Here is a 26889-nt window from a genome sequence, read left to right as displayed (position 1 = left end):
CCATGGAAACCAAGGCAAATTACACCATCGTCGGGATTTTCACGCTGATCGTGATCGCAGCCGCCTTCGGCTTCGTTTACTGGATGGCGGAATTCGGTCGTGGCGGACCCACTGCGCAGTTGACGATCCGTATTCCGGGCTCCGCCAATGGTCTGTCGGTTGGCTCGCCTGTGCGCTTCAACGGTATTCCCGTAGGCACCGTGCGCGGACTTTCCATCGACCGTGACGACCCGGCCTATTCGATTGCGTTTACCGAAGTGCAGGCCGATGCGCCTGTGTTTCCGTCCACCCGCGCCGTTCTGGAAATCCAGGGCCTGACGGGTGCTGCCTATATCGAATTGTCTGGCGGTCGTAACAATGAAGAGCGTATTTTGCAGAAGTCGTTCGACACGGGCGTGCCTGCGGAACTGACGGCTGATCTTTCCAGCGTGACCAACCTCTTGGCGACTGCCGACAAAATCCTGCGTCGTGCAGATGGCGCTATCGGCGAATTGCAGGGCTTCGTGCAGGACGCACGCGGGCCGCTGACGCAGACAGTGCGCAACGCCGAGAAGTTCTCCAACGCTCTGGCCTCCAACTCCGATGGCATCGAGAATTTCATCTCGAGCCTCAGCTCGCTATCGACCACCGTACAGTCCGTTTCTGTCCGTCTGGACAGCACGCTGACGGCAGTCGAAGATCTGGTAAAGGCGGTGGACTCTCAGAAAATCGACTCCATCCTGACCAATGTCGACAAGGTCACAACCGATGTCGCGGCCTCTTCCGGCGGCATTCAGGATGTGATGGAAACCGTTCAGCGCACGTCGCGAAACTTCGAACAGGCGAGTGCTGAAGTTCAGGTCGTCGTGAAACGTGCCGACGAGTTGCTGGCGTCGGTGGATGCTGCAAAGGTTGGCAACGCTGTTGAAGACGTCTCTGCTGCCACAGCCGATGCCCGTCAGGCCATCGCCACGTTCCGCCAGATCGCCGATGATGTCGGCACACGCCGCCCGGATATCGATCAGGCCATTGCCGATTTCACCGACATGTCGCGCAAGCTGAACATGGCGTCGAGCCGGGTGGATGGAATTCTGGCAAAAGTTGACGGCCTTCTTGGAACCGATGATGCCAATTCGCTTTTCTCCAAAGCGCGTGAGACATTGGCCTCATTCAAGGCGGTTGCCGATAATCTCAATGCGCGCATTGGCCCTATTGCCGACAATCTCGCACGTTTCTCCAGCTCGGGTCTGAAGGATTTCCAGGCACTGATTGGCAACACGCGACAGACGGTCGACAATCTGAACAATGCGATCACAAATTTCGATCGCGATCCGCAGCGGCTGATTTTCGGTGGCGAGAACGTAAAACAATATGATGGCCGAACAAGGCGCTGACGGGGGTAGGAATTTGAAAAATTCGTTGATGCGCGGGCAGGCGGCTGTCCCGACCAGAACCAAGGCTTTCGTGATGCTGCCTTTGCTTGCTGCGCTGTTGGCGGGCTGTGGCGGCAGCGCGAAGAATGACACATTCGACCTTTCGGTGTCGGCGGCTCCGGTGACGCGCGGTCCAGTGCTGCGGTCGCGCCAGTTGCTGATCGCCGACCCAACTGCGCTGAAGGCGCTGGACAGCGAGAACATTCTGGTGCGCCTGTCAGGCTCCGAGGTTCAGTATCTTGCCAACTCGCAATGGAGCGACCGCCTGCCTCGCATGGTGCAGTCCAAGCTCGTGGAAGCCTTTGAGGATACGGGTCGTCTCGGCGGCGTGGGTCGTCCCGGTCAGGGTCTTGCTATCGACTATCAGGTCGTGACCGACATCCGCGCCTTCGAAGTCGACACCGCAAAGAACCTCGCCAATATCGAGATTTCGGTAAAGCTGCTCAACGACAAGAACGGCACCGTCAAAGCACAACAGGTGTTCCAGTCCAGCGCCCGCGTCAGCGGTTCTGGCAATGCGAACCTCGTAAAGGCTCTGGACAGCGCCTTTGCCGGCGCTTCGCGTGACATCGTCGCCTGGACGCTGAAGTCGCTCTAAGCGAAAGACTTCGACCAACAAAAAACGCTGCGTATCGGATAGATGCGCAGCGTTTTTGTTTCTGGATTAAGCGTCTTACTCGGCGGCCTGTGCCTTCTTCCATTCCGGCAGCGGAAACAGGCGGTCGTAGCACCAGTTGAAGACGAAGGCGTAGACCACGTAGAACAGTGCGAATGACACATCCATGATCAGCGCATGGGCGAGGCTGATGTTCAGATACCAGGCGATGAACGGCATCAGCACCACCAACAGGCCAAGTTCGAACAGCACCGCATGGACGACGCGGATACCGGTCGTTTTTAGCGTTGTGCCTCTGGAGCGCTGCATAATGTGATCGAAGATGAGATTGTAGAGGTAGTTCCAGGCTGTCGCGATGGTCGCGCTGACGACGCCGACAACCCCGATGTCCTCCGCAGGCATGCTGAATAAAAGCGCACCCAGCGGTATCATGAGAATGAGGCCGATAATCTCGAAGCTGAGCGCGTGACGTATACGGTCGGCAATGGTCCGCATGGAAAACTCCCGAAATGTCCCGGGCCGTCCCGTATGCTTTGCCCCAATGGCCGAGGTCGTCCTCGCAGGCTCCATATAAATCCTCAGCGGCTTTTCTTCAAGCCTGCGGTCTCACGCATAAAAGAAAAGCCCTCCCGGCGGACCGGAAGGGCTGATGTCTTTGCTATCGCGCAGGCGCTTAGCTGAAGCGTCCGGCTGCATGCGCTAGCATGGTGTAGACCTTGCCGGTATCGGAGGTCAGGTAGGACTGGGTGACCGTGCGGTCCCGGTCCGTACGCGCCACGTCTGCAAGCAGCTTTTCGAAATCGGAGATGTAGCGATCGACCGCAGTGCGGAATTCCGTTTCACGTTCGTATTTACGCTTGATCTCGTCAAAGGTCTGCTGGCCTTTCAGTGTGTAGAGACGACGGGTGAAGACGTCGCGTTCGCCACGCTGGTAGCGGCCCCAGAGTTCGACCGACGCATCATGATCGATAGCGCGGGCGATATCCACGGACAGCGAGTTGAGCGATTCGACCACATGGCGTGGGTTGCGCGCATCGGCTGCTCGTATCTGTGGCTCGGACGCCTGACGGGGCACAGGTGCAGACTGACCGTTGCCATCCTGTCCGTCGCGCGATGCGCCACGAAGCAGGTCGCTGATCCAGCCGCCACCGTCTTCCCGGCGCTGAACCGGTGCTGCTGCAATGCCTGCCTGCGGCGGTACGCTGCGGGTTTCGAGCGGCGCTGTGGTGCGCAACTGCGGTGCGGCGGGCTGCTGTGGCGCAGGGCGCGAGATGACGGGAGCAGACTGCACGATGGGAGCGGGAGCGGCCTGCTGTGGACGAGGCTGTTCAACGCGCGGCTGCTGCGGCTGTGGTTGTGGTTGCGGCTGAACCGGTGCAGCAGGCTTTGTGGCCGCGATGGCGCGGGCTGCCGGTTCGGAGATTTCCAACTGTTGCGTGGAGCGACCGACGAGCTGCGAAATATCCTGCAACGCCTTGATCTGCTCGGAAACGGCGCGGCGCATGGCAGCAGCGCTTTCCTTGGCTTCCTCCGGCAGGTCGAAAGCACCGCGCTTCAGTTCGGCGCGGGTCGAGTCCAGTTCTCGGCGGATGTCGTGGCTGGAGCGGCGGATTTCGTCAGTCGCGCCTGCGAAGCGGGTTACAGCGTCTTCGACCGCTTCGCGCAACGTCTCGCGCAGAACCTCTGCGGCGGCGTTGGACTTGTCGGTTGCGTTGCCGAGCAGCTTGTCGACATTCGAGAGCGAGGCAGCGACGCCGCCGCGCATGCGGTTGACCAGCGCATCCGAGTATTTCTGCGCTTCGGCCATCGTGCCTTCGATGGAGCGGCTGGCGTCTTCGCCAGCGGAAAGAAGTGCACCACGCATGTTCTGCGCGGCAGACTGTGCCCGCTGTTCCGTCTCATCAAGCGAACGACCGATCTGCTCGAAGGACGAGTTGAGATTGTCGCGCAGGTTGCCCGCGACATTTGCCGAACGCTGCTCAGCAGTGGCAAGTGTCTGTTCCACCACGCCCATGACGCCGCGCATCGAGGTTTCGATTTCTTCGGAGCGCTTCAGCAGACCGACGGACAGGGTCCGCAAGGCTTCCTGGCGCTCGTCCAGCGTGCCGACGAGGCTGGTCTGGGCTGCACTGAGCAGCTCCGATGCCTGCGACAGAACCGACGAATGCTCTTCGAAGCGGCCGACGATACCGGCGATCTGCGACAGGGCTTGGCCGGAAATATTCGTCAGTCGATCGATCTTTCCTTCCAACAGACGGCTGGAACTGGAGACCATATCGGCAGCACGGGATGCGGTTTCCGTAAAGGTCGTTGCCACCGTGTTGAGGGTCTGGTCGGCAGCCCGGAACTCCTGCGAGGCGCGAGCGACGGCCACGTTCAGGTCATCGACAGCGCCGGTCACGACGTCGGCCATGCCGGAATGGGTTTCGGTCAGCATCGTGGTGCTGTGGCGTGTCGCCGCGACAAGGCGTTCAGCCGCATCGTTGCCAGCCTTGGCATAATCGCCGATGGCCTGTTCGACCAGCTGCGCCATGCCGCTGTTGCTTTCAGCCAGAAGGTTTGCGCTCTGCTGTGCGGCGGTGACGATCTTTTCTGCCGCATTATGGCCGATCGTCGCATATTCGTTGACGATGGGCTTGGCCTTCTCTTCGATGAGGCGCGACAGTTCCGCAGAACGGCTTGCCAGCATCGAGTTGAGTTCGCGAGTGCGTGTATCGAGCGTCGAGCGGATGGATTCGCCACGGGCGTCGAGCGAGCTTTCCACGCCGGACAGCGTTTCAGAGATTGCGCCCACCTGTGTGCGAACAACGGCTTCCGCTTCGGCAACCTTGTTGACGATGGCATTGCCCGCCTCGGAGAAGGTCTGGGCAACAGCGGCAGCCTGGCCGGAGAGGCGACCCTGTGCATCGGAAATACGTCCAACGATTTCATCCGAACGCTGCTCTATGGCGCGGGCGAACTCGTCATTGCGCGACTTCATCTGTTCTGCAAATTCAGAGCCGGTTTTCGCGAGCAGTTCGGTCGAGCGAAGCGCTTCGCTATCCATGGTCTCGGTAGCGTTGACGACAGCGTCGCGAAGGCTGACGGCGAGGTTGGTCGCCTTGCCTTCGATGGTGCGGTTGACGTTGTCGAGGCCGATGTTCAGCGCGCGATCCATGGTGCCGAGACGCTCGTCGATACGGGCGGTTCCGCTGTCCAACACGCCTGCGATGCGCTGGGTGGCGTCATCGCTGGTGCGCACGAGATCGGCGGTCTTGCCATCGAGCGTTTCGGAAATCTTGCGGCTCGCATCTTCGATGGATGCGTTGACATTGCCGAGATCGGTCTGAATCCGGTTCTGCAAACCATCGATGTTGCTTTCCAGCCGTGCGCCGGTTTCGTCAAGACGGGTGGAGACGTTGCTGACGGACTGTTCGACGCGAGAAGTGAGGGCGTCGGCTGCGCTGCCGATTTCACGGGCTGCGTCGTCGATACGGCCAGCCACGAGACCGGCACTGTTTCTCAGCCGCTCTTCCAGCGTGGCGCCACTGGCGTCGATGGTGCGCTGAATGGCTTCCTGCTGATTTTCCAGCGACATTTCCAGCATGCTGGCACTGGACGCAATCGTCGTGCCGATGGACATGGACTGTTCAGACAGCAGATCGTTCATGCGCTCCTGCGCCGAACCCAGCGTTTCGCTCAGCGCGCCATGGTGCTGATCGAGCGTGGTGCGGAGCAGATCGTGTGAGGAAGCGAGGTTGTTTTCCACACGCGAAACGCCGCTTTCCATCGTCTCGGCAAAGCGGCCAGCGCCAACTTCGGTGGCGGTTTCGATGCGTGTTGCGGCGGTGCCAACGGTCTGCTCGATGAGGCCGCTGGTGCGTTCGATGGTGCGCGTGATCGCGTCGGCCTGAACGCCCAGCATAGTGTCGAGGCGCAGATGGCCGACGGACAGAGCTTCCTCGATGGTGGAGGCGGTGGACGACAGGCGCTGCTCGGCACCCGTAACAGACTGGGTGAGGGCGGCTGTGCGGTTGTCGAGCGTTTCAGTGATACGCTCTTCGGCGCCGGATATGGCCATGTCAATCGCCAGAGCACGGCTGTCGAGCGCATCTGCGATGCGATCTTCCACGCCGGAGACCGCGTTGGCAAGCGCCGAGGTGCGGCTGTCCAGTGTGTCGGCAATGCGGGTTTCGACGCCGGAAACCGCGCTGGTGAGCGCGAAAGTGCGTGTATCCAGCGTTTCCGCGAGACGCTCTTCGGCACCGGAGAACGCCATGTCGATGGCCAAGGTGCGGCTGTCCAGCGTGTCGGCCAAGCGTTCTTCAACGCCAGAGACAACGCTGTTGAGGGCAGCCGTGCGGCTTTCGAGGGTGTCTGCGATGCGATGCTCGACGCCGGATACAACGCTGGTAAGTGACGCTGCGCGGGCATCCAGTGTCTCGGCCATACGCTCTTCAGCACCGGAGAATGCCATGTCGATTGCGAGCGTGCGGCTATCGAGAGTGTCTGCAATGCGCTCTTCCACGCCGGACACAACGCTGGTAAGTGACGCTGCGCGGGCATCCAGTGTCTCGGCCATACGCTCTTCAGCACCGGAGAACGCCATGTCGATCGCGAGCGTGCGGCTGTCCAGCGTGTCAGCGATGCGCTCTTCGACACCCGCAACCACGCTGCTGAGCGCAGCCGTGCGGCTATCGAGAGTTTCAGCGATACGATCTTCGACGCCATTCACGGCATTGCTGAGTGCAGCGGTACCGTTATGAATGGTATCGGCGATGCGGCTTTCGACGCCCGAAACGATTGTGTTCAGCGCAGCGGTTCTCGCGTCCAGGGTATCAGCGATGCGTTCTTCCGCACCGGAGAATGCCATGTCGAGCGCCATCGTACGGCTATCGAGTGTATCGGCAATACGCTCTTCAACACCGGCAACAACGCCGCTCAGCGCGGCAGTGCGGCCATCCAGCGTTTCGGCGATACGAGCCTCGACACCGGAGACGGCGTCCGTAAGCGCTGTTGTACGTCCGTCTAACGTCTCGGCCAAACGCTCTTCTGCTGTGGAGAATGCCATGTCGAGTGCCATGGTGCGGCTGTCGAGAGCATCGGCAATGCGCTCTTCGACACCGGAGACAACGCCACTGAGGGCAGCCGTGCGGCTATCCAGAGTATCTGCGATGCGAGCATCGACGCCAGACACTGCATTGGTCAGCGCAGTCGTGCGTCCATCCAACGTTTCGGCCAAGCGCTCTTCTGCTGTGGAGAATGCCATATCGAGAGCCATGGTGCGGCTGTCGAGTGCATCGGCAATGCGCTCTTCGACACCGGACACAACGCCGCTGAGAGCGGCGGTACGGCTGTCCAGGGTTTCGGTGATGCGTGTTTCGATGCCAGACACGGCGCTGGTCAATGAAGCGGTGCGTCCATCCAGCGTTTCGGCCAGACGCTCTTCCGCTGTGGAGAACGCCATATCGAGGGCCATGGTTCGGCTGTCGAGTGCATCGGCGATCCGCTCTTCGACACCGGAGACGACGCCGCTTAGAGCAGCTGTGCGGCTATCCAGGGTTTCGGCGATGCGATCTTCCACGCCGGAGACGACGTTGGCGAGTGCAGCCGTGCGGCTTTCGAGCGTATCGGCAATCCGATCTTCGACGCCCGCTACGGCATGGTGAATGGCAGCGGTGCGCATATCAAGCGTATCGGCCAGACGTTCCTCGACACCGGAAACGGCGCCGGTGATGGCGGCTGCGCGGCTATCGAGGGTTTCGGCAAGACGACGCTCTACATCGGCCACGATGCTGTTGATGGCTGCGGCACGTTCGTCGAGCAGTCCGGCGAGGTGCTCGGCAGTGCCGGACATCGAGCCGGTAATGGCTTCCGCACGGCTGGCGAGCGCCGTGTCGAAACGATCCTGGCTGGCAGAGAGCGCACCGAACAGGGCGGCGCTGCGTTCTGCAAGAACAGTGTCGATCTGCTGGTGTGTGGTGGTGAATGCGCCGGTGATTTCCGCCGTGCGCGCGCCGATGGCGTCGCTCAATTCGCGGGTATGGCTTTCCAGAGAGCTTTCGAGCATTTCCTGGCCTGTGCCAAGCGTGGTGGCCAGCGCGAAGGATTGGTCGGTGAGGGCCGTGCTGAGGCGTTCGATGCCGGAGTTCAGCATGCCGTCGATGGAATCAGTGCCGCCAGCAACCGTTTCATTGATGCGGGCGAGGCTTTCCATCAGCTTGCTGTCGAGGCTGCCTGCGCGCTGGTCAAAGGCGCTGGTGAATTCCGCGACACGATCATCGAAAGCCGAGTTGACGAGGCCGACGGTCGTCTGAAGCTTTTCTTCAAACAAGCCGGTGCGAAGATCGAGATCCATGATCGCATCGTCGGCGGAGCTTTGCAGGTTCTGGCGGAACGACAGACCTTTTTCTTCCAGCGTCGTTGCCAGCTTGTCGAGAACGTTGTCGAGCGAGCCGCCGATGATTTCCTGACCGCGATCAATGTTCTGCGTGAGTTCCAGCGTGCGCTTGGACAGGATGTCGTTGAGAAGGCGGGTGCGCGCTTCCAGAGATGTGTTGAGGTTCTCGGTTCCAGCAGACAGCGTCGAGGCCTGGGTTGCGAACTGCTCGAGAAGCAAACGACCGCGATCATCCAGCGTCGTGGAGAGGTCATGCAGGCGCAGATCGAATTCGTTGGAAATGGACGCGCCGGACGTATTGAGCGCCTTGAGAAGATTGTCGGTCTTTGCCGCAATTAGGCTGCCCATGGCCTCGGTGGAAATGCGGGATTTTTCGAGCAGTGCAGCCGAGCGCGTGTCGATCATCGAAGCGAAGGCTTCGCCGCTGGTCGCCAGACGCATCGAAAGCTCTTCACCGACGATGGAGAGCTCTTCCTTGATCTGGTCCTGCGCGCCGACGATGGAGGAACGAATGCGTTCGGCGTGGTTGATGATGGCATCGCGCTCTGCGCTCAGTTCCTGAACGAGGCTGCGAACGCGCAATTCGTTGTCGGCATAGCTGCGCTCAAGCGCATTGACTTCGGAATGAACGAGCGTTTCCAGCTCGGTGGCGCGCGCAATGGTGCGCTCGATGCCGTCATTCATTGCCGAGACTTCGCGGCGAACGGCCTGTCCCACGGACATGATGCGCTCAGACGCAATGGTTTCCGGTTCCGAAAGGCGAAGAGCGACTTCCGCCATGGAGCGCGCAGCATTGCGCAGGTCCTTGGCGCGCGCCATCATGATCGCGAAGGCAAAAAACAGCATGATCGGTACGACGACGCCGACGATGATGGCCATGACGCCGGGAACGGCAAAGAGTTCGGCAAGCGAACTGACGTTCCAGATCAGATTGCCGTAGATGACATTGGCAAGGCCTGCACCGGCGATGGCCCAGAGGACGGACACGATACCGGCGTTGCGAAGCGCACCTGTCATGGAGCCGGCATCCAGCGATTTCAGGATCATGGCGGGGCTGCGCTTGGAGCCGTCATTTGCAGCTTCCAGAGATGGCGATCTGGGTGCTGCCTGTTCGGCGGCAGGTCTTTGCTGCTGCGGCTCAGCTGCGCGGGCTTTGTTCTTCTCAGGCACTCTCGTCTGTTCTGGCACTTTGGCCCCCGCAGGCTTTGGAGTGGATTTTTTCCGAGGCTCCGGCTGATTTTCGTAGGCGCCGAGCTGCAAGGCATCTTCCAATGCCTGAAACGCAGTCTCGTCGATCGAGTCGCTAATCTTGTTGTTCGCCATGCGGTTACGCCTCGTTACTATACGCCCGGCTTCATGCCGTTCAATCCCATGCCGCCTGCACGGGAAATCCGCCATCATGCCTCGAGGCACGATACCAGCCGGTATATAGTGCCTCGTTTCTTACTAATTCCTGAGAGCAGGTTGCCGCGCCCCAGGTAAAACTACATTTACAAGCCGGATTCACAAAGCCTGCAATGAGGTTAGGAAACACGGCAGTACCGTAGTGACACATTTGCGGCTTTGAAACAATTAATGCCGCGTTGGCGCCTGAGCCAAGTGGCGGTTTGTTAACAGTTTTTAAACCTCGTCAGAAGGCTGAACGCCTTGTTTCGTATAAGTTTAACATAAATTAACCATAGCGAAAGATTTCCACCTTCGTTGCGCCCCAATTTAAGCTCATCGCAGTCCTAACCTGCGCAAATGCAGGACATATGTGCCTCAAAACAAGAAACCGGCCCAAACGAGGAATTCTGAAAAATGGCAGCGTTGAGTATCGCATTCGAAGCTCCTGACAATCGCGGCGGCCCAGCGCCCGCCAGCAAGCCTATCGATTTCGTGCATCTGGCGCGCCAGACAATGGGCGACAAGGATCTGGAGATCGAAATCCTGCAACTGTTCACGCGCAACGCCCGGACATTGCTGCATGATCTGGCCGTCGCCAATGACATCGACATGAAAGCCATCGCGCATCGCCTCAAAGGTTCTGCCGACGCCGTCGGTGCTTTCAACGTATCGGCAGCCGCAGAGGCAGTCGAAAACGGCAGCCGTGATAGCGTTGCACTTGCAAAAGTGGCGTCTTCGGTCATCGAGGCGGAAAATTTCATTCTGAAACTGTGCCGTTGATCGCATTCGTCTGAATGTTTTTGAGGCCGGATATGCGCGGTAACCACTTTGACGGGTTGCCAAGCCTATCCGGCCTTTCTATTTGTTTAGAAACATTCTCAAACATTTGCTCTGGATTTCCGAAATGACAAAACTGACCATCGTTGCTTTCGACGGCACGCCGCACGAACTTGACGTCAGCAATGGCTCCACGGTGATGGAAAACGCCATGCGCAACTCCGTACCCGGTATCGATGCGGAATGCGGCGGCGCCTGTGCCTGTGCCACCTGTCATGTCTATGTGGACGACGCATGGTCGGAACGTGTCGGACCGCCAGAGCCGATGGAAGAGGACATGCTGGATTTCGCGTTCGATGTGCGCCCGACATCGCGGCTTTCCTGTCAGATCAAGCTGACCGATGCGCTGGACGGATTGGTCGTGCACGTGCCTGAGCGTCAGGGCTGAGCCGTCATTCAGCCAGACTGCGATGCGCGCTCCACAAAAAGCCTCGCTTTCCTTTTCGCGGGATAAGCGAGGCGAGTTGGGCACGTCACCATCAGGCAGGAGGAGAGGCCTAAGGCTCAAGGACGCGCCGAGGGACCGAAACTTTAGAAACATAGACGCGATGACTGATTTCGCGTTATTTCTCAAAACAATAGTCGAGTCGTGCTCTGACCGAAACGACTAGAATTCAATCATCATAAACACGCGGCGTTGCCTCACCTTAAAGTTGCGGTGAAACTTTAAATTATTTCCATAAGTAATCGTAATGAATTGATATTCAACGCCCGGATGCTTTTTGCGATATGCGGTTTTTCAAAAGCCGCGTCATGCGTGAATCGAAGTTTTTCGATTCCACCATATCGAAACGCAATTGATCCTTGTCATGCTCGTCCATCACGCTCTGCGTGGTGCGGGTCACGAGCGCCTGCATCTGTTCGCAGGTCTTTTGCGGACGAAGGGACTGGAGCTGCTTGTCGAGGCTGCGGGCATAGCCGCGTGAGATTTCGGCGTGGCGTTCTTCGTGCCGCTTGATGTCGGCTGACAGCGTGTCCCAGATCAGGGCAAGATTGGCGGTGGTGCGCCGGCGGTTCGTCCATTGCGGCAGCAGAATTTTCGTGTGTAGCGTCACTTTCACCGTGCCAACGGCGCAGAGCGAGCCCTTTTCGACATAGGTGATCTCGCCGCCGAACTTGATTTCCGTTGCACCTGGGTGGCGCGCGCCGGTGGATTTCGTCATCGGTCCGTGGCGGGAAAGCTCACGGTCCAAGTCCTCGGCAGTCTTGCCGCCAACCTTGAAGTAGGAGAAGGACTTGCTGATCACACTTTCTGCGCTGGCAAACTGCGGAACGGACAGAAATATGACGCCTGAAAAAACGACGGAAAGTATGCGGGACTGTGGCGTCATTTACCGGCCTTCCGGTTGAACTTGGAAGATGATTGCGGCATAGAACGCCATGTGCACGGAACGTCAGGCTTAGCAGGCGGAGTGGTAGGACGAGCGATGGCGGGGCACTCCGTTATTCCGGAAAGGCTTGATGTTACGTGATAACAGCCAGTGACAAGGTGTGGCAAGTCGCGCATGGGCGCTCCCTGAAACTTGATGGGGATGGCCTTATTATGGCTATCGTCAATGCGACGCCGGATTCCTTTTCGGATGGTGGCCAGTTTCTGGCAGCGGATGAAGCGATAAGCCATGCGTTAGCCTGCGTGGAGCAGGGCGCGCACATCATCGATATCGGCGGTGAATCGACCCGTCCCGGTGCGGCTGTTGTGACAGCGCAGCAGGAACAGGATCGCGTGCTGCCCGTCATCGAGAGGCTGGCAGGAGAAACGGAAGCTCTGATTTCTGTGGATACATATCGCGCATCCACAGCGAAGCTGGCAATCGAAGCCGGTGCGCACATCGTCAACGACGTCTTCGGTCTCCAGAAAGACGCCGACATGGCCCGCGTGATCGGCTATGCTGGGGCGGGTGTCTGTATCATGCACACGGGTCGCGAGCGCCAGAAGTTGGCCGATATCATCGAAGACCAGTTTCTTTTTCTCACCCACTCGCTGGAACTGGCGGAGGGCGCAGGCATTGCCCGCAACGCCATCGTTCTCGATCCCGGCTTTGGATTTGCCAAGGATACGGATGAAAACGTGGCGCTGATGTCGCGTTTCGAAGAGCTTGCAGGGTTTGGCTTGCCTATTCTGGCTGGAACGTCGAGAAAGCGATTTATCGGTGCTTTGACCGGTCGCGAAGGCGCCGAGGAGCGTGATGTCGGTACATCGGCAACCACGGCACTTCTTCGCATGGCAGGGGCAGTTATTTTTCGCGTCCATAACGTGGTAATGACACGGGATGCCCTTGCGATTGCCGATGCGGTTTTGAGGCACAAGAACCATAATTAGGGGTTGGACACCAATGAGCCGCTACACGATTTTGCTGAAGAACTGTTCGTTCTTCGCCCGCCACGGCCTGCTGGAGCAGGAAGAGACCCTTGGGCAACGGTTTTTCGTTGACGCCGAAATGGAAGTCGAGGCCGGAGATGCCTTGGAGACCGACGACATCAAGAACACCGTCGATTACGGTGTCGCCTTCGACGTCATCGAAAAGATCGTCGCCGGTCAGCGCCGCTATCTCATCGAAGCGCTTGCCAACGACATCGCATCCGCGTTGCGTCGCCGCTACCCGCAGATCGTGCGTGTCAAAGTCACGGTTCGAAAGCCATCCGCGCCGGTTCCCGGCATTCTCGATTATGCACAAGTGAGCGTCGAGCTGCATGGCTGATGGCATGACGCTGGCTGCGTTGGGGCTGGGCGGTAATATCGGCGACCCGCCCGCAGCGATGGCGCAGGCGCTCGATGCTTTTTCCCGCCATGAAAGCTGCCGGTTAGTCGCGGTTTCGCATCTCTACAGCACGCCGCCATGGGGAAAGGTCGATCAGGCATATTTCTTCAATTGCTGCGCCCTCATCGAAACGTCACTGGCCGCCGAAGCGTTGCTCGACCTCGGTCTTGACATAGAGCGGGGCATGAAGCGTGTGCGCATCGAGCGTTGGGGGCCACGCACGATCGATATCGACGTGCTGACCTATGGCGAAGAGCATGTGATGACCGAGCGCGTTGAAATTCCCCATCCGCGCATGACCGAGCGCGCCTTCGTGCTGATGCCGCTGGCAGATATTGCGCCCGATATCGTGGTCAATGGGAGACGGGTGCTTGACTGGCTTGAGAATGCCGACAAGACCGGGATTGTTCGTGCGAATGAACAGCGGGAATGGTGGGCGCTCAAGTGAGCCGCGCAAAGGCGGCTCTACCGTGGACGAGCAGGACGAAGGCTTATGGCTTGATGGAGCCGACGGCCATCTGATCGACGTTGCGCGCAAGCGTCAGTCCGATCACGGGGACCATCTGGTCCGCGACTTTCACGGAAATGGTGATATTCATGGATGTGTTGTTGGTCACGCGCGCAACCATCGCGCCGTTCAGCTTTGCGCGGTTGATGCCGAGAACGACTTTGTCGCCGCTGACCTGACCCGATACGATGTCGATACCCTTGCCTTCGGAACCATCGAGGAACTTGCCTTCGTAGCCATTGCCCTTTTTCGAGATGACTGCCGACATGGGCTGCTTGAACACACCAACGCGGCATGTGCCGCCGAGCTTGATGCCTGTGTCCTTGTCACTGATCGGTTCTCCAGTGAGGTCGCAGGTGAATTTCGTACCCTTGTATTTGCCAGCAACGATCTCGCCGGGACCCGACCAGACGCCAGCGACAGAGCCAAAGAACTGGTCGTCACGAGAGGCTGCCTGAACGTCGGAAACTGCAAGTCCGCCACTGACGGACATCACGGCGGCGAGGCCACCCAGTAGCGAAAAGAAGCGCGAATACATGATACTTTCCCTGGCGAATAGGCCGCTTTGTGTAGGGCTAATCTACGTCGGGAATGGTTAATGCTTCGTTTCTTTCACCGATATTGCTGCTGCCAGCAGTAACCATTTGGTGAAGGATTCAACGAGAAATCATGGCTTTTCAACACCTTTTCCGCCCGTAAGGTCGGGTGTCAAATCCGAGACGAAATCGCCTATACCAGGACGCTTCAGCGCCCGGAACGGAAGCGGTCGGCACAGATCCATGGCAGCAATACCGATTCGTGCCGTCATCAGGCCGTTGATCACACCTTCACCCAGACGCGCAGACAGCCGGGATGCTAAGCCGTGCCCGAGAACCTGCTGAGCCAGCCCATCGCCAACCGCGATGGACCCGGTAACAGCAAGATGTGCGATGACATCGCGCATCAGCCTCAGCATACCAAGCGTGCCGGGACGACCGCCGTAAAGCTCCGCCATGGTGCGCACCAGCCGTGTGACCTCGAACAGGACGTAGGCCAGATCGACCACAGCGCGAGGACTGACAGCCGTCACGACGGACACGCGTTTGGACGAGTTGAGAATCAGCGCGCGGGCCTGCCGGTCGAGCGGGCTCAACAACTCCCGTTCTGCGAGATCGATCAGGTGCGGCCCATCGATCACGTCGTTTTCTGTCAGCTTGAGCGCGGCACGACCTTTCGCCGTCTCGGCTCTGTGAGAGAGGACAGTGGTCAGGCGTGAAATAACGGCGCGGGCCGCCGAGGGCTTTTTCTCGAGTGCGGCCTTTTCCGCATCCGCTTTCAGCGATTGCACGGCGTTGAGCCGCATGATGCCGACACCTTCACGGATGACGAGCGCGAGCAGGCCGAAAACGGCGACCGCAAGCGCCACCGTCGCTGTATAGCCCAACCAGTCGGAGCGGGTGAAAAGATCGCGTATGAGCTGGTCTGCCCAGAGACCGAAGGCAAGCGAAAGCAGAACACCGATTGCGCCCATGGCCAGCTTGCCGAAGGAGAATCGACGCTGTCGGGGAGCCGCGACGGGCAGGGCGGCCGCATCGACCGTCTCGGGGGCCAGAAACGGGTCTTCCTCATCGGGCGTCATCGATATGTCGGCATCGAAACTACGCGGTGCGCGCTTAGCGTCCATCACCCGCGTCGGTGCGGGCTCGCTTTCCAGCGTGAAGGCTGCCGGGCGGCGGCCTGGGTTTTCGGTTTCGTCCTTCATGCGAGCCTATCTCCGAACAGAAACTGCATGGCGCGGTCCAGCCGGATATGCGGGACCGAGAGCTTGATGCCGTCACTGTTTTCCTCCAGTTTGGGCGGGCGAAAGCGAACCACGTTCACATCCGGCAAATCGGCCTTGTCGCCCTCGACGTCCAGTGCCCGAAACAGCGGCTCCGGGTTTTCCGGCAGGTCGCCGGGAAAGATCGCCGTCGTGCGGTTTCCGTCAAAAATCTCGCCGTTGATCTTCTCGCCCGCAATTGGCGTGCCAACGATGACGGGCAGGGTATGTCCATCCTGACGTACGCTGGCTTCCTTGGTGGCCCGCACCGAGGCCAGCGCCATGACCTCGATGCCAGCGCCGCTCATGCCGATGGTAGTTATGGCGCGGTCAACCAGACGGCGTGTCAGGTTTTCTAGCCGGTCATGGCTTTCGTGGTGCAGGTGGTCAGCCTTGGTCGCGGCGACCAGAACCTTGTCGATGCGCCTGCCGACGAGCGAGGACAGCAGGCTGTTCTTGCCGGGGCGGAAGCAGGCGAGAACGTCGCCCAGAGCACGTTCCAGATCCTGAACGGCTTCGGGACCGCGATTGACGGCCTGAAGCGCATCGATCAGCACGATTTGCCGGTCCAGACGCGCGAAGTGCTCCCGAAAGAACGGTTTGACGACGATGGATTTATAGGCCTCGTAGCGACGCTCCATCATGGCCCTGAGTGAGCCCTTCACCGCCTTGCCATCGGTCAGGCCGGGAAGCGGCGAGAAGGTGAGGGCAGGCGACCCCTCCAGATCACCCGGCATCAGAAAGCGACCCGGCGGCAGGGTGGATAGTGAGCGCTCGTCCGACTTGCAGGCGCGCAGATAGGTGGCAAAGCTTTCCGCCAGACGACGCGCCGTCATCTCATCGGCAGGGCCATCGAGATCGACCGAATTGGCGATTTCGAGCCACTCGCGCGCAAGTTCCGCCCGCACGCCGCCCTGTGCCAGTGTCACGGTGTTGTCACTGAAGGTTTTGTAATCCTGCCCCAGCAGCGGCAGATCGAGCAGCCACTCGCCGGGGTAATCGACGATGTCGATCGCCAGCTTTCCCGCCGAGAACCAGCGACCCCAGCCGCTCGCGCTCTGGTAATCGAGTGTGATGCGCAGCTCCGAGATGGCACGGGTCGAGTCCGGCCAGATACGGTCTCGCACCAGCGCCTGAATGTGGTCTTCATACTGAAAGCGCGGAATGGCGTCATCCGGCTGCGGCTCAAGCCGGACGTTCGAGACACGACCGGACCGGATGGCCTCGAAGATCGGTAGCCGTCCACCGTTCAGCAGATTATGGACGAGAGACGAGATGAAAACCGTCTTGCCGGCACGCGACAGCCCGGTCACTCCGAGCCGAAGTGTCGGGTTGGTCAGAGCACTGGCGCGGTCTGCAAGATTGTCGATGGCAATCAGTGCGCTATCGGTGACGGAGGTGAAGGATGGCGCCAAAGACTGTTTCCCAAAAAATATTTCACTATCCGAAAATATATAGGGTGGCTGCCTGCTCAAAAAAGAAGCGGCTGTCGGAAAGTTTTCTGACCGCCGCAGGATGTCTCAGGGATGAAGAAAGTCGATGAGGTGCCATCGCACTTCACCAGAGGATTTTGGGTCAGCATCGAAAACGGCGAGACCAGCGGTGGGAAAACCGGAGGGCAGGAGAGCCTCCATCTGTTTGCGACCGATCAACGCCTCTGCAACGGCCTCTATGGTAGGATTGTGCCCGATCAGCATCACCGCGCGGCTCGTGGTCTGTGCTGCGATCAAGGCCAGATAGGTGTCGGCCTCGGCATTGTACATCTCATCGATATAAGCGACGTCGAAGCTATCATTGAAGGCCCGGCGCATCGCCTGTGCCGTCTCGCGGCAACGCAATGCCGTCGAGCTTATCACGGCATCAGGGAGATAGCCCTTATCGGCAGCCCGATCTGCGATCATCTCTGCTTCCGCAAATCCTGCAGCATCGACCGGCCTGTCGAAGTCCCGTTGGCCGGGTCCGGCCCAGGCCGCATGGGCGTGGCGCAGCAGATAGATCCGGGAGGGTCGCGATGAGGGCTCGTGCATGCCGGGTATCCTGTGCGCAGCGAAACAATGGCAACAGCTTTACAGGAATAGCCCGTGAGGCTGCAAGTGGCGGGCGGTATAGGCAAGTTATGAAAACGTGATCGAAGAAATAATTCGTGTAATGCCAATAAAGCATAAAAAATAATCGTTTAGCTGAATTTTGTGACAGATTTAAAAATGCCTGAAAACTGTTCTGCGCACTTGAACGGGCCTACAATATCGGAGTATACCCGCGCAATATGAGATGTTCTTCGAGGAGAATCGCGTGAGTGAGAAGATCGATCTTAGCAATTATGTACTCTCGGAAAGCGATGAGTTCATGAATGCCAACCAGCGAGCCTATTTCAGGTCAAAGCTGGTCGGTTGGAGAAATGACATTTTACGGGAAGCGCGGGAGACGCTGGGTCATCTCGCCGAAGAAAGCGCCAATCATCCTGATCTGGCCGACAGGGCATCGTCAGAGACAGACCGCGCCATCGAACTTCGAGCCCGCGACCGCCAACGCAAGTTGATCTCCAAGATCGACGCCGCGCTGCAGCGGATCGAAGATGGGACCTACGGCTACTGCGAAGAAACCGGCGAACCCATCGGCCTCAAGCGACTGGACGCTCGCCCCATCGCCACCCTGTCCATCGAAGCCCAGGAACGCCACGAGCGCCGCGAAAAAGTCTACCGCGACGAGTGAGCCATTCTCCTCGATCTACGTTTTGAAAGGGCCGTTTCCGAGTGAGACGGCCTTTTTTCTAGCCTAGTGCTAACGCACATCAGCCCGATCAGGCAAGCTATCACGCGCCATTTCCGCACGCATCCAGCTGGAATCTCCCCACGTCGAAAGCCAGATCATCAGATCGGTGAGGGCTCCGATGATCGGCAACAGAACTTTGCGCATCGTACCACGGCTTTTCTGGCTGTTTTCGGCCTCGGTCAAATGGGCCAATTCCTGTTCCTGAATCGACAGGATCAGCGCATGCAGTTCAGGGTCGCGTTTTCGAAGAAAAGTCAGCTGGTCTTCGAGGTGTTGATGAACGGTACTTTCGACAGCCTCTGTGCAAATCCAAACCGTGTTGCGTCCACAAAGCGCCGTCAGAAAGCCTAGAACAAAGCCACCCAAGCTCCACAGCGCCATGATCCGGCATGGTCTTGCGCCTCGCGCAGGCATTGCGTCGCGAAACAACCGGCAATGATCGATCTCGTCGTCGCGCATTTCTTCGAGTTTTGAAACGATATCTGGGAAGAGCCAGCGGGCGACGAAAATCTGCGCACCGTAAATCCTTATAGCGCCGAACTCGCCAGCGTGATTGACTTTTAAAATGCGGCGCACGGTTAAAGCAGGATCACGGTTGTTGGTCACAGAAAATCCATCTGGTTCGGGTGAAAACCTTCCTCGAAGCACAACCTCTATGCGTGTATTTCTGCGTTCTCGTCAAATGAAAGAGGCCCCGCAATGCGGAGCCTCAACTCATTCGTCAGCGTCGAAAGCTAAGGCTTAAAAGAAGCCACGTCTTTGCCACCAGCCGCCCTTGCGGGGTTTGGATGGGTCGGTGTCGCCACCTTCGGGTGCTGCCGAGGTGACGACGGGCTCCGAGGAGGAGACGTTGTCACCGCGGTTGGCGCGGGTCGGCTTGGCAGCCTCTTCCGTCGTTTCTTCCTTCGAAACGTCGGATGTTGCAACAGCAGGTTCTACAGGCGCTGGTGCCGGAGCAGGGGCTTCGGCAACGGGTGCTTCCACTGCTGGCGGTGCAACAGTCTCGACCGGTGCTGGTTCAGCAACATCAACAGCTACCGCAGCAACTGCCGCAGGTTCAGCCTCGGTGTCGCCAGCCTTGTCCTTTGCCTTACGGGTCCGGCGAGGCTTCTTCGGCTTTTCCGACTCTTCGGCAACAACCGCAGGCGCTGCTTCTACAGCGACAGCTTCGATGACAGCAGATTCTTCCGAGACCTCGGAAGCAGAGGTGGTTTCGCCTTCTTCTACGGCCTGCACGGCTTCAACTTCATCATTGTCTTCGATGATGTTGCCGTTTTCGTCACGATTGCGGCGTCCGCCACGCTTGCCGCGACGGCGGCGCTTGCGCTTTGCTTCGTCGCCAGACGTGCTGTCGCTGGTTTCCAGTGTCGAGGTGGATGCCTCGTCATCGGATTCGCCTTCGGCATCATCGTCCTGATCGTCGGAAGATGTGTCGTCATCCGACTCGCCTTGAGCCTCGGTGCCATTCTGGCTGCCCTTGCCCCGACGACGACGACGACGCTTGCGCTTGCGCTTGCCATCTTCGCCCGCGTCTGCCTGTGGCTGACGTGCTTCGGTCTTTTCAGCCTTTACGACGACTTCTTCCTCGTCTTCATCCTCATCGGCTTCGATGATGATGTCATCTTCCTCTTCCTCGAAATCAGGAAGCATCTGGATGAGGCTTTCGATCTTGACCGGATTCTCAACGGCTTCACCACGATCAATGGCAAAGTGCTGTGCACCAACGCTGTCGTCTGCGGCGATGATGATCGCCACGCCGAAGCGGGCTTCATAATCCACGATGGTCGCGCGCTTGTGGTTGAGCAGGTAGAGCGCCGTATCCGGCGTGCAGCGAACTGTGATGTTGTGGGTGGTGTTGCGCAGCAGATATTCTTCCACGCCGCGCAAAACATGCAGGGCGATGGAGGATTCGGAGCGCACATGGCCCGTACCGCCGCAGTGCGAGCAGACCTGCGTCGTGGATTCCAGAACCGATGCGCGAATGCGCTGACGCGACATTTCCAGAAGGCCGAAATGCGAGATACGGCCGACCTGAATGCGGGCGCGGTCGTTCTTCAAGCAATCCTTGAGCTTCTTTTCGACGGAGCGGTTGTTGCGCTTCTCTTCCATGTCGATGAAGTCGATGACGACGAGACCAGCAAGGTCGCGCAGGCGCAGCTGGCGTGCCACTTCTTCTGCAGCTTCCAGGTTGGTCTGGACGGCAGTTTCTTCGATCGAATGTTCGCGGGTCGAACGACCGGAGTTCACGTCGATGGCAACCAGTGCTTCGGTCTGGTTGATGATGAGATAGCCACCGGACTTCAACGTAACCTGCGGCTGCAACATGCGGTCGAGCTGTGCTTCGATGCCGGAGCGCGAGAAGATCGGGTGAATGTCGCGGTAAGGCTGAACGACCTTGGCATGGCTCGGCATCAGCATCTTCATGAAGTCTTTCGCTTCACGATAGCCTTCTTCGCCTGACACGATGATCTCGCTGATGTCCTTGTTGTAGAGATCGCGGATCGAACGCTTGATGAGCGATCCTTCTTCATACACGAGGCACGGAGCCGTGGAGTTGAGCGTCAGCGTGCGGACGTTTTCCCACAGGCGCATCAGATATTCGAAGTCACGCTTGATCTCGACGCGCGTGCGGTTTGCACCGGCTGTACGCAAAATAACGCCCATGCCCTGTGGCACTTCCAGGTCGCGTGCGATTTCCTTTAGGCGCTTGCGGTCTGTCGGCTGGGTGATCTTGCGGGAAATACCGCCACCACGCGCCGTGTTCGGCATCAGAACCGAGTAACGGCCTGCGAGCGACAGATAGGTCGTCAGAGCAGCGCCCTTGTTGCCGCGTTCTTCCTTGGCAACCTGAACCAGAAGGATCTGGCGGCGCTTGATGACTTCCTGAATGCGGTACTGCTTCCGTGGCTTGCGCGAAACGCGGTCTGGAACTTCTTCCATCGCATCTTCAGCGCCGACGGATTCGATGACTTCCTTTTCGTGGTGGTCATCGTCATCATCGTCATCATCGTCATTGCTACGACGGCCAAGACCTTCGACTTCTTCCGAAATCGTGTCGGTATCGACCATGGCAGCCATTTCGCCGCCCTTGCTGCCATCATCTTCGGAACCATCGTCCGAAGGGGCTGCTTCAGCAGACGCTTCATCTGCTTCGGTCTTTTTCTTGGTGCGGGGACGACGAACGCGCTTCTTCGGCTTTTCGTCTTCGGCTGGTGCTTCTTCAGCCACGGCCTCGGCAGCCTCGACTTCGGTTGCAACCGGTTCTGCTACGATCTCGGAAACTTCGCTCGTTTCATCGGCAGCTTCGGGTGCTGCGACGATACCGATATCAGGCTGGTCGATCTGGGAAAGATCGACGGCGAGCGACGACGCGGAGGATGGCTCGTTGGGACCATCGTTTGCCGATTCGAAGTCGTCATTGCGGCGATGGTCTTCGGCTTCCGCTCTCAGCAGAGCCTGTCTATCGGCCAGGGGAATCTGGTAATAATCGGGATGGATTTCCGCGAATGCGAGAAAACCATGGCGGTTGCCGCCGTAATCCACGAAAGCAGCCTGAAGAGAAGGCTCAACCCTTGTTACCTTGGCAAGGTAGATGTTGCCACGGATCTGTTTCTTATGTTCAGATTCGAAATCGAATTCCTCGATCCGATTTCCCCGAACAACGACTACCCGCGTCTCCTCTTCATGGGAGGCGTCGATAAGCATTTTGTCTGCCATGTAAGCTGTGCTCCTCGGCGCAGCCCTGTCTTATACGAGAACAGGCCCGCCGCGAGGACAGGCCTTTCATCTATGGTCGAGGGTGTGCCGGAAATGAAGTTTCTTGCCCGGCGTCTGTAAACTGGCAGCATCCGAACGCATGGCAGAGCATGAAGCCTGCTCCTGGTATCCGGTTCATATGAAAGCTGCTGCAACGACATCATTGGCCAAGCGAGAACGACTTTAATAAATAGACCCCGAAGGATCCGATGAAAATGCTCTCCTCGAGCGTGCGGTGGCATGCCACCGGGTATTGTTCCGACTAGCGCCGGAATTGATCCAGTTTCAGGAGAAAAATGCAGCGACGGCAGATGATTGCCCGATATTACAGCGCCAGCGTCTTTGGTCGATTGGCAGCCGGCGGGCATCTATCCCGTCAACACTTTTAACCCTCATTCATGTTGTATGTTCTATCTGTCATAATAGCAATAGGGTGGCTAAATATGCCATATCATTGGCGGAATTTGGCGGTTAAGAATTGCTTCACCAAGGGCTGCAATTGTTGCGCGCATGTGCAAATCAGGCCATTCTAGTGACGGCTTAAGCGATATTTTGGCCAGCATGTCACGATATCCGGCCCCAATGACCGAAATTACGGAAACGACGTTGACGACCAGCAAACATCTCATCGGCGGAGTTAAAGTCGCCATCCTCACCACTCTGGCGGGGCGAATCGCATCTGTGCTGCTGGTGGCCGCGCTTTGCGCGCCGATCGTGTTGTCATCGGCGAATGCGACGGACAAAGCGCCATCTTTGATCGTCAGTTCGGCCCGTATTATCGGCGATGAGGCGCGGACGCGAATTGTGATGGATTTCAACGAAGAGCCGGAATTCGAAGTCCATTATCTGGATGGACCTGCGCGTATCGTCGTCGATTTTCCTGCCGTCGGTTTCTCGTTTCCGACAAAAGACCTCGCACCCACGGGGCTGTTCAGCGATATCCGGTTTGGAACCATGGGCGAGGGCAGTGCGCGGCTGGTGCTGACAGCGAAGAAGCCCGTCCAGGTCGCCATCGCAGACGTCAAAGCCGAAGATGGCGGCAAGGTTTACCGCTTTGTGCTCGATACGGAAATCGCGACCAAGCAGAAATTTGCCGATCTTCTGAAGAATCAAAACTGGCAAGCGCTGGCTCCCGCCACCACCGCGTCTGTCACTGCCGATGTTGCTCCCAAGACCAGCAGGCAGTCGGATTTCGTCATTGCTGTTGATGCTGGACACGGCGGTATCGATGCGGGTGCGAAGGGTGGCGTCAGCGGAACCGACGAGAAGGTCATCACCCTGACCTTCGCCAAGGAACTGACCGACCGTCTCAATAAGATCGGTGGCATCAGGGCATTTCTGACGCGCGATGACGATACGTTTCTGGCGCTCTCAGAGCGTGTGACGCTGGCGCGGCAGCAGAACGCCAATCTCTTTATCTCCGTGCATGCCGACACACTGAAACAGAAGGGTATTCGCGGTGCGACGGTCTACACCATATCGGACCGGGCGTCGGACCGGATGGCGCAGGATCTGGCTGAACGTGAAAACCTTTCGGACCAGATTGCAGGTGTCGCACAGCAGCATTCCCAGCCCGAAGTTGCCGATATCCTGCTAGATTTGACGCGGCGCGAGACGCAGGCATTTTCCGTGACGCTTGCGGAAAACATCGTTAAATCCTTCGAAGGGCAGATCGGTCTCATCAACAATCCGCATCGATATGCAGGTTTTCAGGTGTTGCGCGCCCACGACGTGCCATCGGTTCTCCTAGAACTGGGTTTCCTGTCCAACCCGGATGACGAAAAACTGCTGCTGGATGAAACGTGGCGTCAGAAGGTTGCAGATACGCTCGCTGTGGCCGTTACCCGGTACCGCGCGCAGGCTCTGGCCAACGGCGGTTAGGCGTTACCGTTCTGTGTCGATGCGTCGCGAAGATGTCACCTGTGACATCTTCGCGACCTGCGCGATAAAAAGGGCGTAGAGACACAATATCTGGAATGATAATCTGCTACGGGCCCTATTTTACTCACATTCCCCACGTTACTCGGACACAGGATTCGATGGTGATGTGTGCTTTTCGCGAAGCAGAAAGCCACGGCTCACTTTAATGTATGAGAGAATGCTGCTCTTGGCGGCTTGTCATCGATGAAGCGGTGTGCAAAACGGCATGCTATATGCAAGAATGTGCTCATAACAACGGGCGCAACCAGTTACGATTCGAAGTATCGGTAGCTTTAATATGATCAGACTTATTGGATATTTCTTCGGCTTGGCCAGCATGCTGTTCCTTGTGGTGGCTGGCGGTGTTGCCATTTATTTGGTGACCATTACGAAGGATCTGCCCGATTACGCGGTGCTGAACAGTTACGAGCCACCGGTAACGACACGCATCCACGCCGGTAATGGCGCGCTGATGGCAGAATACGCCAAGCAGCGGCGCCTGTTCCTGCCCATTCAGGCCGTGCCGGACCGCGTCAAGGCTGCGTTTCTGTCTGCCGAAGACAAGAATTTCTATCAGCACCCCGGCATCGACGTCACCGGCTTTGCCCGCGCAGCTGTTGCTTACGTGACGGGCGGTCCGACGCAGGGTGGCTCGACGATTACGCAGCAGGTTGCCAAGAACTTCCTGTTGACCAATGAGCAGACCATGGAGCGTAAGGCCAAGGAAGCGATCTTGTCCTTCCGCATCGAGCAGGCCTACAGCAAGGATAAGATCCTCGAGCTTTACCTCAACGAGATTTTCTTCGGTCTCAACTCCTACGGTATCGCCAGTGCTGCTCTGACCTATTTCAATAAGTCCGTGACTGAACTGACGATTGCGGAAACAGCCTATCTGGCTGCGCTTCCGAAGGGACCCGCGAATTATCACCCATTGCGCCGTGAAAAGGCTGCGGTCGAACGCCGCAACTGGGTCATCGACCGCATGGCGGAAAATGGCTACATCACACAAGCCGACGCAGCCGATGCCAAGACGCAGCCCTTGGGCGTGAATATTCGCACAGGCGGAGCGCGTCTCGCGGCATCAGATTACTTCTCCGAAGAGGCACGCCGCCAGATCGTTGAGAAGTACGGAGAGAAGGCATTGCTGGAAGGCGGCCTTTCCGTTCGCACGTCATTCGATCCCGATATTCAGTTGGAGGCCCGCAAGGCGCTTCAGGATGGTTTGCTGGATTACGATGAGCGTCGTGGCTTCCATGGTCCTGTCGATCAGATTGATACCTCCGGCAACTGGAGCGAGGCGCTGGCTAAGATCAAGCCGCTTCGTGACGTTCCCGAATGGAAAATGGCCGTCGTGCTGGCCGCATCCGCCGATGGAGTCGATGTTGGCCTTCGTCCTGATGGTGATAGCGACAACCCGGATAAGCGCAGCCGAGGCCACATCAAGCCGGAAAACATGCGCTGGGCCTACCGTGATGCCAAGGGGCAGCGCGCGACAGCCAAGTCGCCTGCGAGCGTCTTGAAAACCGGCGACGTCGTCTACGTCGAGCCGCTGTCCAATGATGGTGTGGAATACCGTCTTCGTCAGCCGCCGAAGGTGCAGGGCGGCATGGTGGTGATGGACCCGCATACCGGCCGCGTTCTGGCCATGGTGGGTGGCTTCTCCTATGGCCAGTCGGAATTCAACCGCGCGACGCAGGCGATGCGCCAGCCGGGTTCCTCGTTCAAGCCGTTCATCTATGCTGCGGCCCTGGACAATGGCTATACGCCTGCATCTGTAGTCATGGATGCACCGCTTGAGGTTGTTTCCGGCGGTCAGGTCTGGCGTCCGCAGAACTACGGCGGCGAAGTAGCTGGTCCGTCGACACTGCGTCTGGGTATCGAGAAATCCCGTAACCTCATGACTGTGCGCCTGGCGCAGGATATGGGCATGAACCTCGTTGCGGAATATGCCGAGCGATTCGGCATTTACGACAAGATGCCGCCACTGCTGGCCATGTCGCTTGGTTCCGGTGAAACCACTGTGATGCGGATGGTCTCTGCCTATTCCGTGATTGCGAATGGCGGCAAGCAGATCAACCCAACGGTTATCGACCGCATTCAAGACCGCTACGGCAAGACGATTTTCCGTCATGAGGAGCGCGGCTGCGAAAGCTGTAACGCTGCTAGCTGGCAGAATCAGGATGAACCCGAGATCGTTGACAATCGCGAGCAGGTTCTTGACCCGATGACGGCGTATCAAACGACATCCATGCTTGAGGGCGTCGTTCAGCGCGGTACGGCGGCAGGCAAGATCAAGGTCAACCTGCCGGTAGCAGGCAAGACCGGCACGACCAATGACGAAAAAGACGCCTGGTTCGTGGGTTACACGCCTGATCTGGTGGCTGGCCTCTATATCGGCTTCGATAGCCCGGCACCGCTTGGTCGTGGCGGCACCGGCGGTTCGCTGGCAGCGCCGATCTTCGGTGAGTTCATTGCGCAGGCTGCAAAGCATCTGCCACAGAGCAAGTTCATCGTTCCCAACGGCATGCAATTCGTTGCCGTCAACCGCAAGACCGGCATGGCTGCCAATGAGGGCGAGCCCGATACGATCATGGAAGCCTTCAAGCCTGGCACGGGTCCGGCCAGCAGCTTCAACGTGATTGGTATGGACGGCGCCATGTCCCAGGAAGACATTCTGCGCGCTTCGCCACAGGCCCAGCAGGCCATTACCGGCGGTGGCGGCGGCCTCTATTGAACCCAATTGATG

Annotated in this window: 19 protein-coding genes; 10 read left to right on the top strand and 9 right to left on the bottom strand. The window is 58.4% G+C overall.

All coding sequences use genetic code 11. The annotated features are described in order from the left end of the window. The first annotated feature begins 2 nt into the window (after positions 1–2). On the top strand, positions 3–1373 hold the full coding sequence (locus tag HRR99_RS08135) for an MlaD family protein (RefSeq protein ID WP_111838230.1): 1371 nt from the start codon (positions 3–5) through the stop codon (positions 1371–1373). Between the two features lie 28 nt (positions 1374–1401). Beyond that, complete coding sequence (locus tag HRR99_RS08130; RefSeq protein ID WP_162698247.1) at positions 1402–2010, top strand: ABC-type transport auxiliary lipoprotein family protein; 609 nt, start codon at positions 1402–1404, stop codon at positions 2008–2010. Positions 2011–2085: 75 nt separating this feature from the next. Here HRR99_RS08130 and HRR99_RS08125 read toward each other — a convergent pair whose 3' ends face one another. Together HRR99_RS08125 and HRR99_RS08120 are read right to left on the bottom strand one after the other, a co-directional pair. Continuing rightward, positions 2086–2523 (bottom strand): PACE efflux transporter, encoded by a 438-nt coding sequence (locus tag HRR99_RS08125; protein ID WP_112499871.1) that lies wholly within the window; start codon positions 2521–2523, stop codon positions 2086–2088. Between the two features lie 178 nt (positions 2524–2701). After that, on the bottom strand, positions 2702–9730 hold the full coding sequence (locus tag HRR99_RS08120) for an apolipoprotein A-IV repeat region-like domain-containing protein (RefSeq protein WP_233121083.1): 7029 nt from the start codon (positions 9728–9730) through the stop codon (positions 2702–2704). A gap of 477 nt (positions 9731–10207) precedes the next feature. Here HRR99_RS08120 and HRR99_RS08115 point away from each other — a divergent pair, with 477 nt between their 5' ends. Both HRR99_RS08115 and HRR99_RS08110 read left to right on the top strand, forming a co-directional pair. Beyond that, entirely contained in the window at positions 10208–10573 is a 366-nt protein-coding gene (locus HRR99_RS08115) for an Hpt domain-containing protein (RefSeq protein WP_233121082.1), read from the top strand. A gap of 124 nt (positions 10574–10697) precedes the next feature. Then, positions 10698–11018, top strand: coding sequence for a 2Fe-2S iron-sulfur cluster-binding protein (locus HRR99_RS08110; RefSeq protein WP_111838234.1), 321 nt, complete (start codon positions 10698–10700; stop codon positions 11016–11018). Between the two features lie 316 nt (positions 11019–11334). Here the strand turns inward: HRR99_RS08110 and HRR99_RS08105 are convergent, their stop codons facing one another. Further along, on the bottom strand, positions 11335–11961 hold the full coding sequence (locus HRR99_RS08105) for a DUF922 domain-containing Zn-dependent protease (protein WP_233121081.1): 627 nt from the start codon (positions 11959–11961) through the stop codon (positions 11335–11337). 212 nt (positions 11962–12173) lie between these two features. Here HRR99_RS08105 and folP point away from each other — a divergent pair, with 212 nt between their 5' ends. Genes folP through folK form a run of 3 tightly spaced genes read left to right on the top strand, consistent with a single transcriptional unit; the run spans position 12174 to position 13837 of the window. Continuing rightward, on the top strand, positions 12174–12950 hold the full coding sequence (folP, locus tag HRR99_RS08100) for a dihydropteroate synthase (protein ID WP_233121080.1): 777 nt from the start codon (positions 12174–12176) through the stop codon (positions 12948–12950). Positions 12951–12963: 13 nt separating this feature from the next. Further along, positions 12964–13329: a dihydroneopterin aldolase gene (gene folB, locus HRR99_RS08095; protein ID WP_112499877.1), complete on the top strand. Its 366-nt coding sequence runs from the start codon at positions 12964–12966 to the stop codon at positions 13327–13329. 4 nt (positions 13330–13333) lie between these two features. Next, positions 13334–13837 carry a 2-amino-4-hydroxy-6-hydroxymethyldihydropteridine diphosphokinase gene (folK, locus tag HRR99_RS08090; protein WP_233123456.1) on the top strand — a complete coding sequence of 168 codons (504 nt, stop codon included), beginning with the start codon at positions 13334–13336 and terminating at the stop codon, positions 13835–13837. Positions 13838–13880: 43 nt separating this feature from the next. Here folK and HRR99_RS08085 read toward each other — a convergent pair whose 3' ends face one another. The 4 genes from HRR99_RS08085 to HRR99_RS08070 form a co-directional block, all read right to left on the bottom strand. Next, on the bottom strand, positions 13881–14435 hold the full coding sequence (locus HRR99_RS08085; protein WP_233121079.1) for a hypothetical protein: 555 nt from the start codon (positions 14433–14435) through the stop codon (positions 13881–13883). Between the two features lie 129 nt (positions 14436–14564). Then, entirely contained in the window at positions 14565–15638 is a 1074-nt protein-coding gene (locus HRR99_RS08080) for a YcjF family protein (protein WP_233121077.1), read from the bottom strand. Next, the gene (locus HRR99_RS08075; protein WP_233121075.1) at positions 15635–17110 is read right to left on the bottom strand and encodes a YcjX family GTP-binding protein; all 1476 of its coding nucleotides are present in this window, start codon (positions 17108–17110) and stop codon (positions 15635–15637) included. The genes HRR99_RS08080 and HRR99_RS08075 overlap by 4 nt, the downstream gene beginning before the upstream one ends. A gap of 105 nt (positions 17111–17215) precedes the next feature. Further along, complete coding sequence (locus HRR99_RS08070) at positions 17216–17722, bottom strand: SixA phosphatase family protein (RefSeq protein WP_233121073.1); 507 nt, start codon at positions 17720–17722, stop codon at positions 17216–17218. A 265-nt stretch (positions 17723–17987) separates the two neighbouring features. Here HRR99_RS08070 and dksA point away from each other — a divergent pair, with 265 nt between their 5' ends. Further along, positions 17988–18407: an RNA polymerase-binding protein DksA gene (dksA, locus tag HRR99_RS08065; protein WP_111838469.1), complete on the top strand. Its 420-nt coding sequence runs from the start codon at positions 17988–17990 to the stop codon at positions 18405–18407. 69 nt (positions 18408–18476) lie between these two features. On the opposite strand, the gene HRR99_RS08060 is transcribed toward dksA, so the two are convergent. Continuing rightward, positions 18477–19115: a demethoxyubiquinone hydroxylase family protein gene (locus HRR99_RS08060; RefSeq protein WP_422387253.1), complete on the bottom strand. Its 639-nt coding sequence runs from the start codon at positions 19113–19115 to the stop codon at positions 18477–18479. A gap of 93 nt (positions 19116–19208) precedes the next feature. Beyond that, the gene (locus HRR99_RS08055) at positions 19209–22184 is read right to left on the bottom strand and encodes an Rne/Rng family ribonuclease (RefSeq protein WP_233121070.1); all 2976 of its coding nucleotides are present in this window, start codon (positions 22182–22184) and stop codon (positions 19209–19211) included. Between the two features lie 621 nt (positions 22185–22805). Between HRR99_RS08055 and HRR99_RS08050 the strand changes: the two genes are divergently transcribed. Further along, a complete protein-coding gene (locus HRR99_RS08050; protein ID WP_233121068.1) occupies positions 22806–24104 on the top strand; it encodes an N-acetylmuramoyl-L-alanine amidase in 1299 nt (432 codons plus the stop codon). 337 nt (positions 24105–24441) lie between these two features. Further along, positions 24442–26877, top strand: a complete 2436-nt coding sequence (locus HRR99_RS08045; protein WP_233121066.1) for a penicillin-binding protein 1A — start codon at positions 24442–24444, stop codon at positions 26875–26877. Positions 26878–26889: the final 12 nt, after the last annotated feature.

The organism is Agrobacterium vaccinii (genome assembly GCF_021310995.1).
Classification (GTDB): Bacteria; Pseudomonadota; Alphaproteobacteria; order Rhizobiales; family Rhizobiaceae; genus Agrobacterium; species Agrobacterium vaccinii.
The sequence above is the reverse complement of the archived record's forward strand: the minus strand, read 5'-3'. Positions and strand labels throughout refer to the sequence as shown.

Coding starts and splice junctions, on each gene's coding strand:
- HRR99_RS08130 (WP_162698247.1), top strand. CDS start 1,402: ATGCGCGGGCAGGCGGCTGTCCCGACCAGAACCAAGGCTTTCGTGATG.
- HRR99_RS08135 (WP_111838230.1), top strand. CDS start 3: ATGGAAACCAAGGCAAATTACACCATCGTCGGGATTTTCACGCTGATC.
- HRR99_RS08080 (WP_233121077.1), bottom strand. CDS start 15,638: ATGAAGGACGAAACCGAAAACCCAGGCCGCCGCCCGGCAGCCTTCACG.
- folB (WP_112499877.1), top strand. CDS start 12,964: ATGAGCCGCTACACGATTTTGCTGAAGAACTGTTCGTTCTTCGCCCGC.
- HRR99_RS08105 (WP_233121081.1), bottom strand. CDS start 11,961: ATGACGCCACAGTCCCGCATACTTTCCGTCGTTTTTTCAGGCGTCATA.
- HRR99_RS08055 (WP_233121070.1), bottom strand. CDS start 22,184: ATGGCAGACAAAATGCTTATCGACGCCTCCCATGAAGAGGAGACGCGG.
- HRR99_RS08050 (WP_233121068.1), top strand. CDS start 22,806: ATGACCGAAATTACGGAAACGACGTTGACGACCAGCAAACATCTCATC.
- HRR99_RS08125 (WP_112499871.1), bottom strand. CDS start 2,523: ATGCGGACCATTGCCGACCGTATACGTCACGCGCTCAGCTTCGAGATT.
- HRR99_RS08070 (WP_233121073.1), bottom strand. CDS start 17,722: ATGCACGAGCCCTCATCGCGACCCTCCCGGATCTATCTGCTGCGCCAC.
- folK (WP_233123456.1), top strand. CDS start 13,334: ATGACGCTGGCTGCGTTGGGGCTGGGCGGTAATATCGGCGACCCGCCC.
- folP (WP_233121080.1), top strand. CDS start 12,174: ATGGCTATCGTCAATGCGACGCCGGATTCCTTTTCGGATGGTGGCCAG.
- HRR99_RS08085 (WP_233121079.1), bottom strand. CDS start 14,435: ATGTATTCGCGCTTCTTTTCGCTACTGGGTGGCCTCGCCGCCGTGATG.
- HRR99_RS08115 (WP_233121082.1), top strand. CDS start 10,208: ATGGCAGCGTTGAGTATCGCATTCGAAGCTCCTGACAATCGCGGCGGC.
- HRR99_RS08045 (WP_233121066.1), top strand. CDS start 24,442: ATGATCAGACTTATTGGATATTTCTTCGGCTTGGCCAGCATGCTGTTC.
- HRR99_RS08120 (WP_233121083.1), bottom strand. CDS start 9,730: ATGGCGAACAACAAGATTAGCGACTCGATCGACGAGACTGCGTTTCAG.
- HRR99_RS08110 (WP_111838234.1), top strand. CDS start 10,698: ATGACAAAACTGACCATCGTTGCTTTCGACGGCACGCCGCACGAACTT.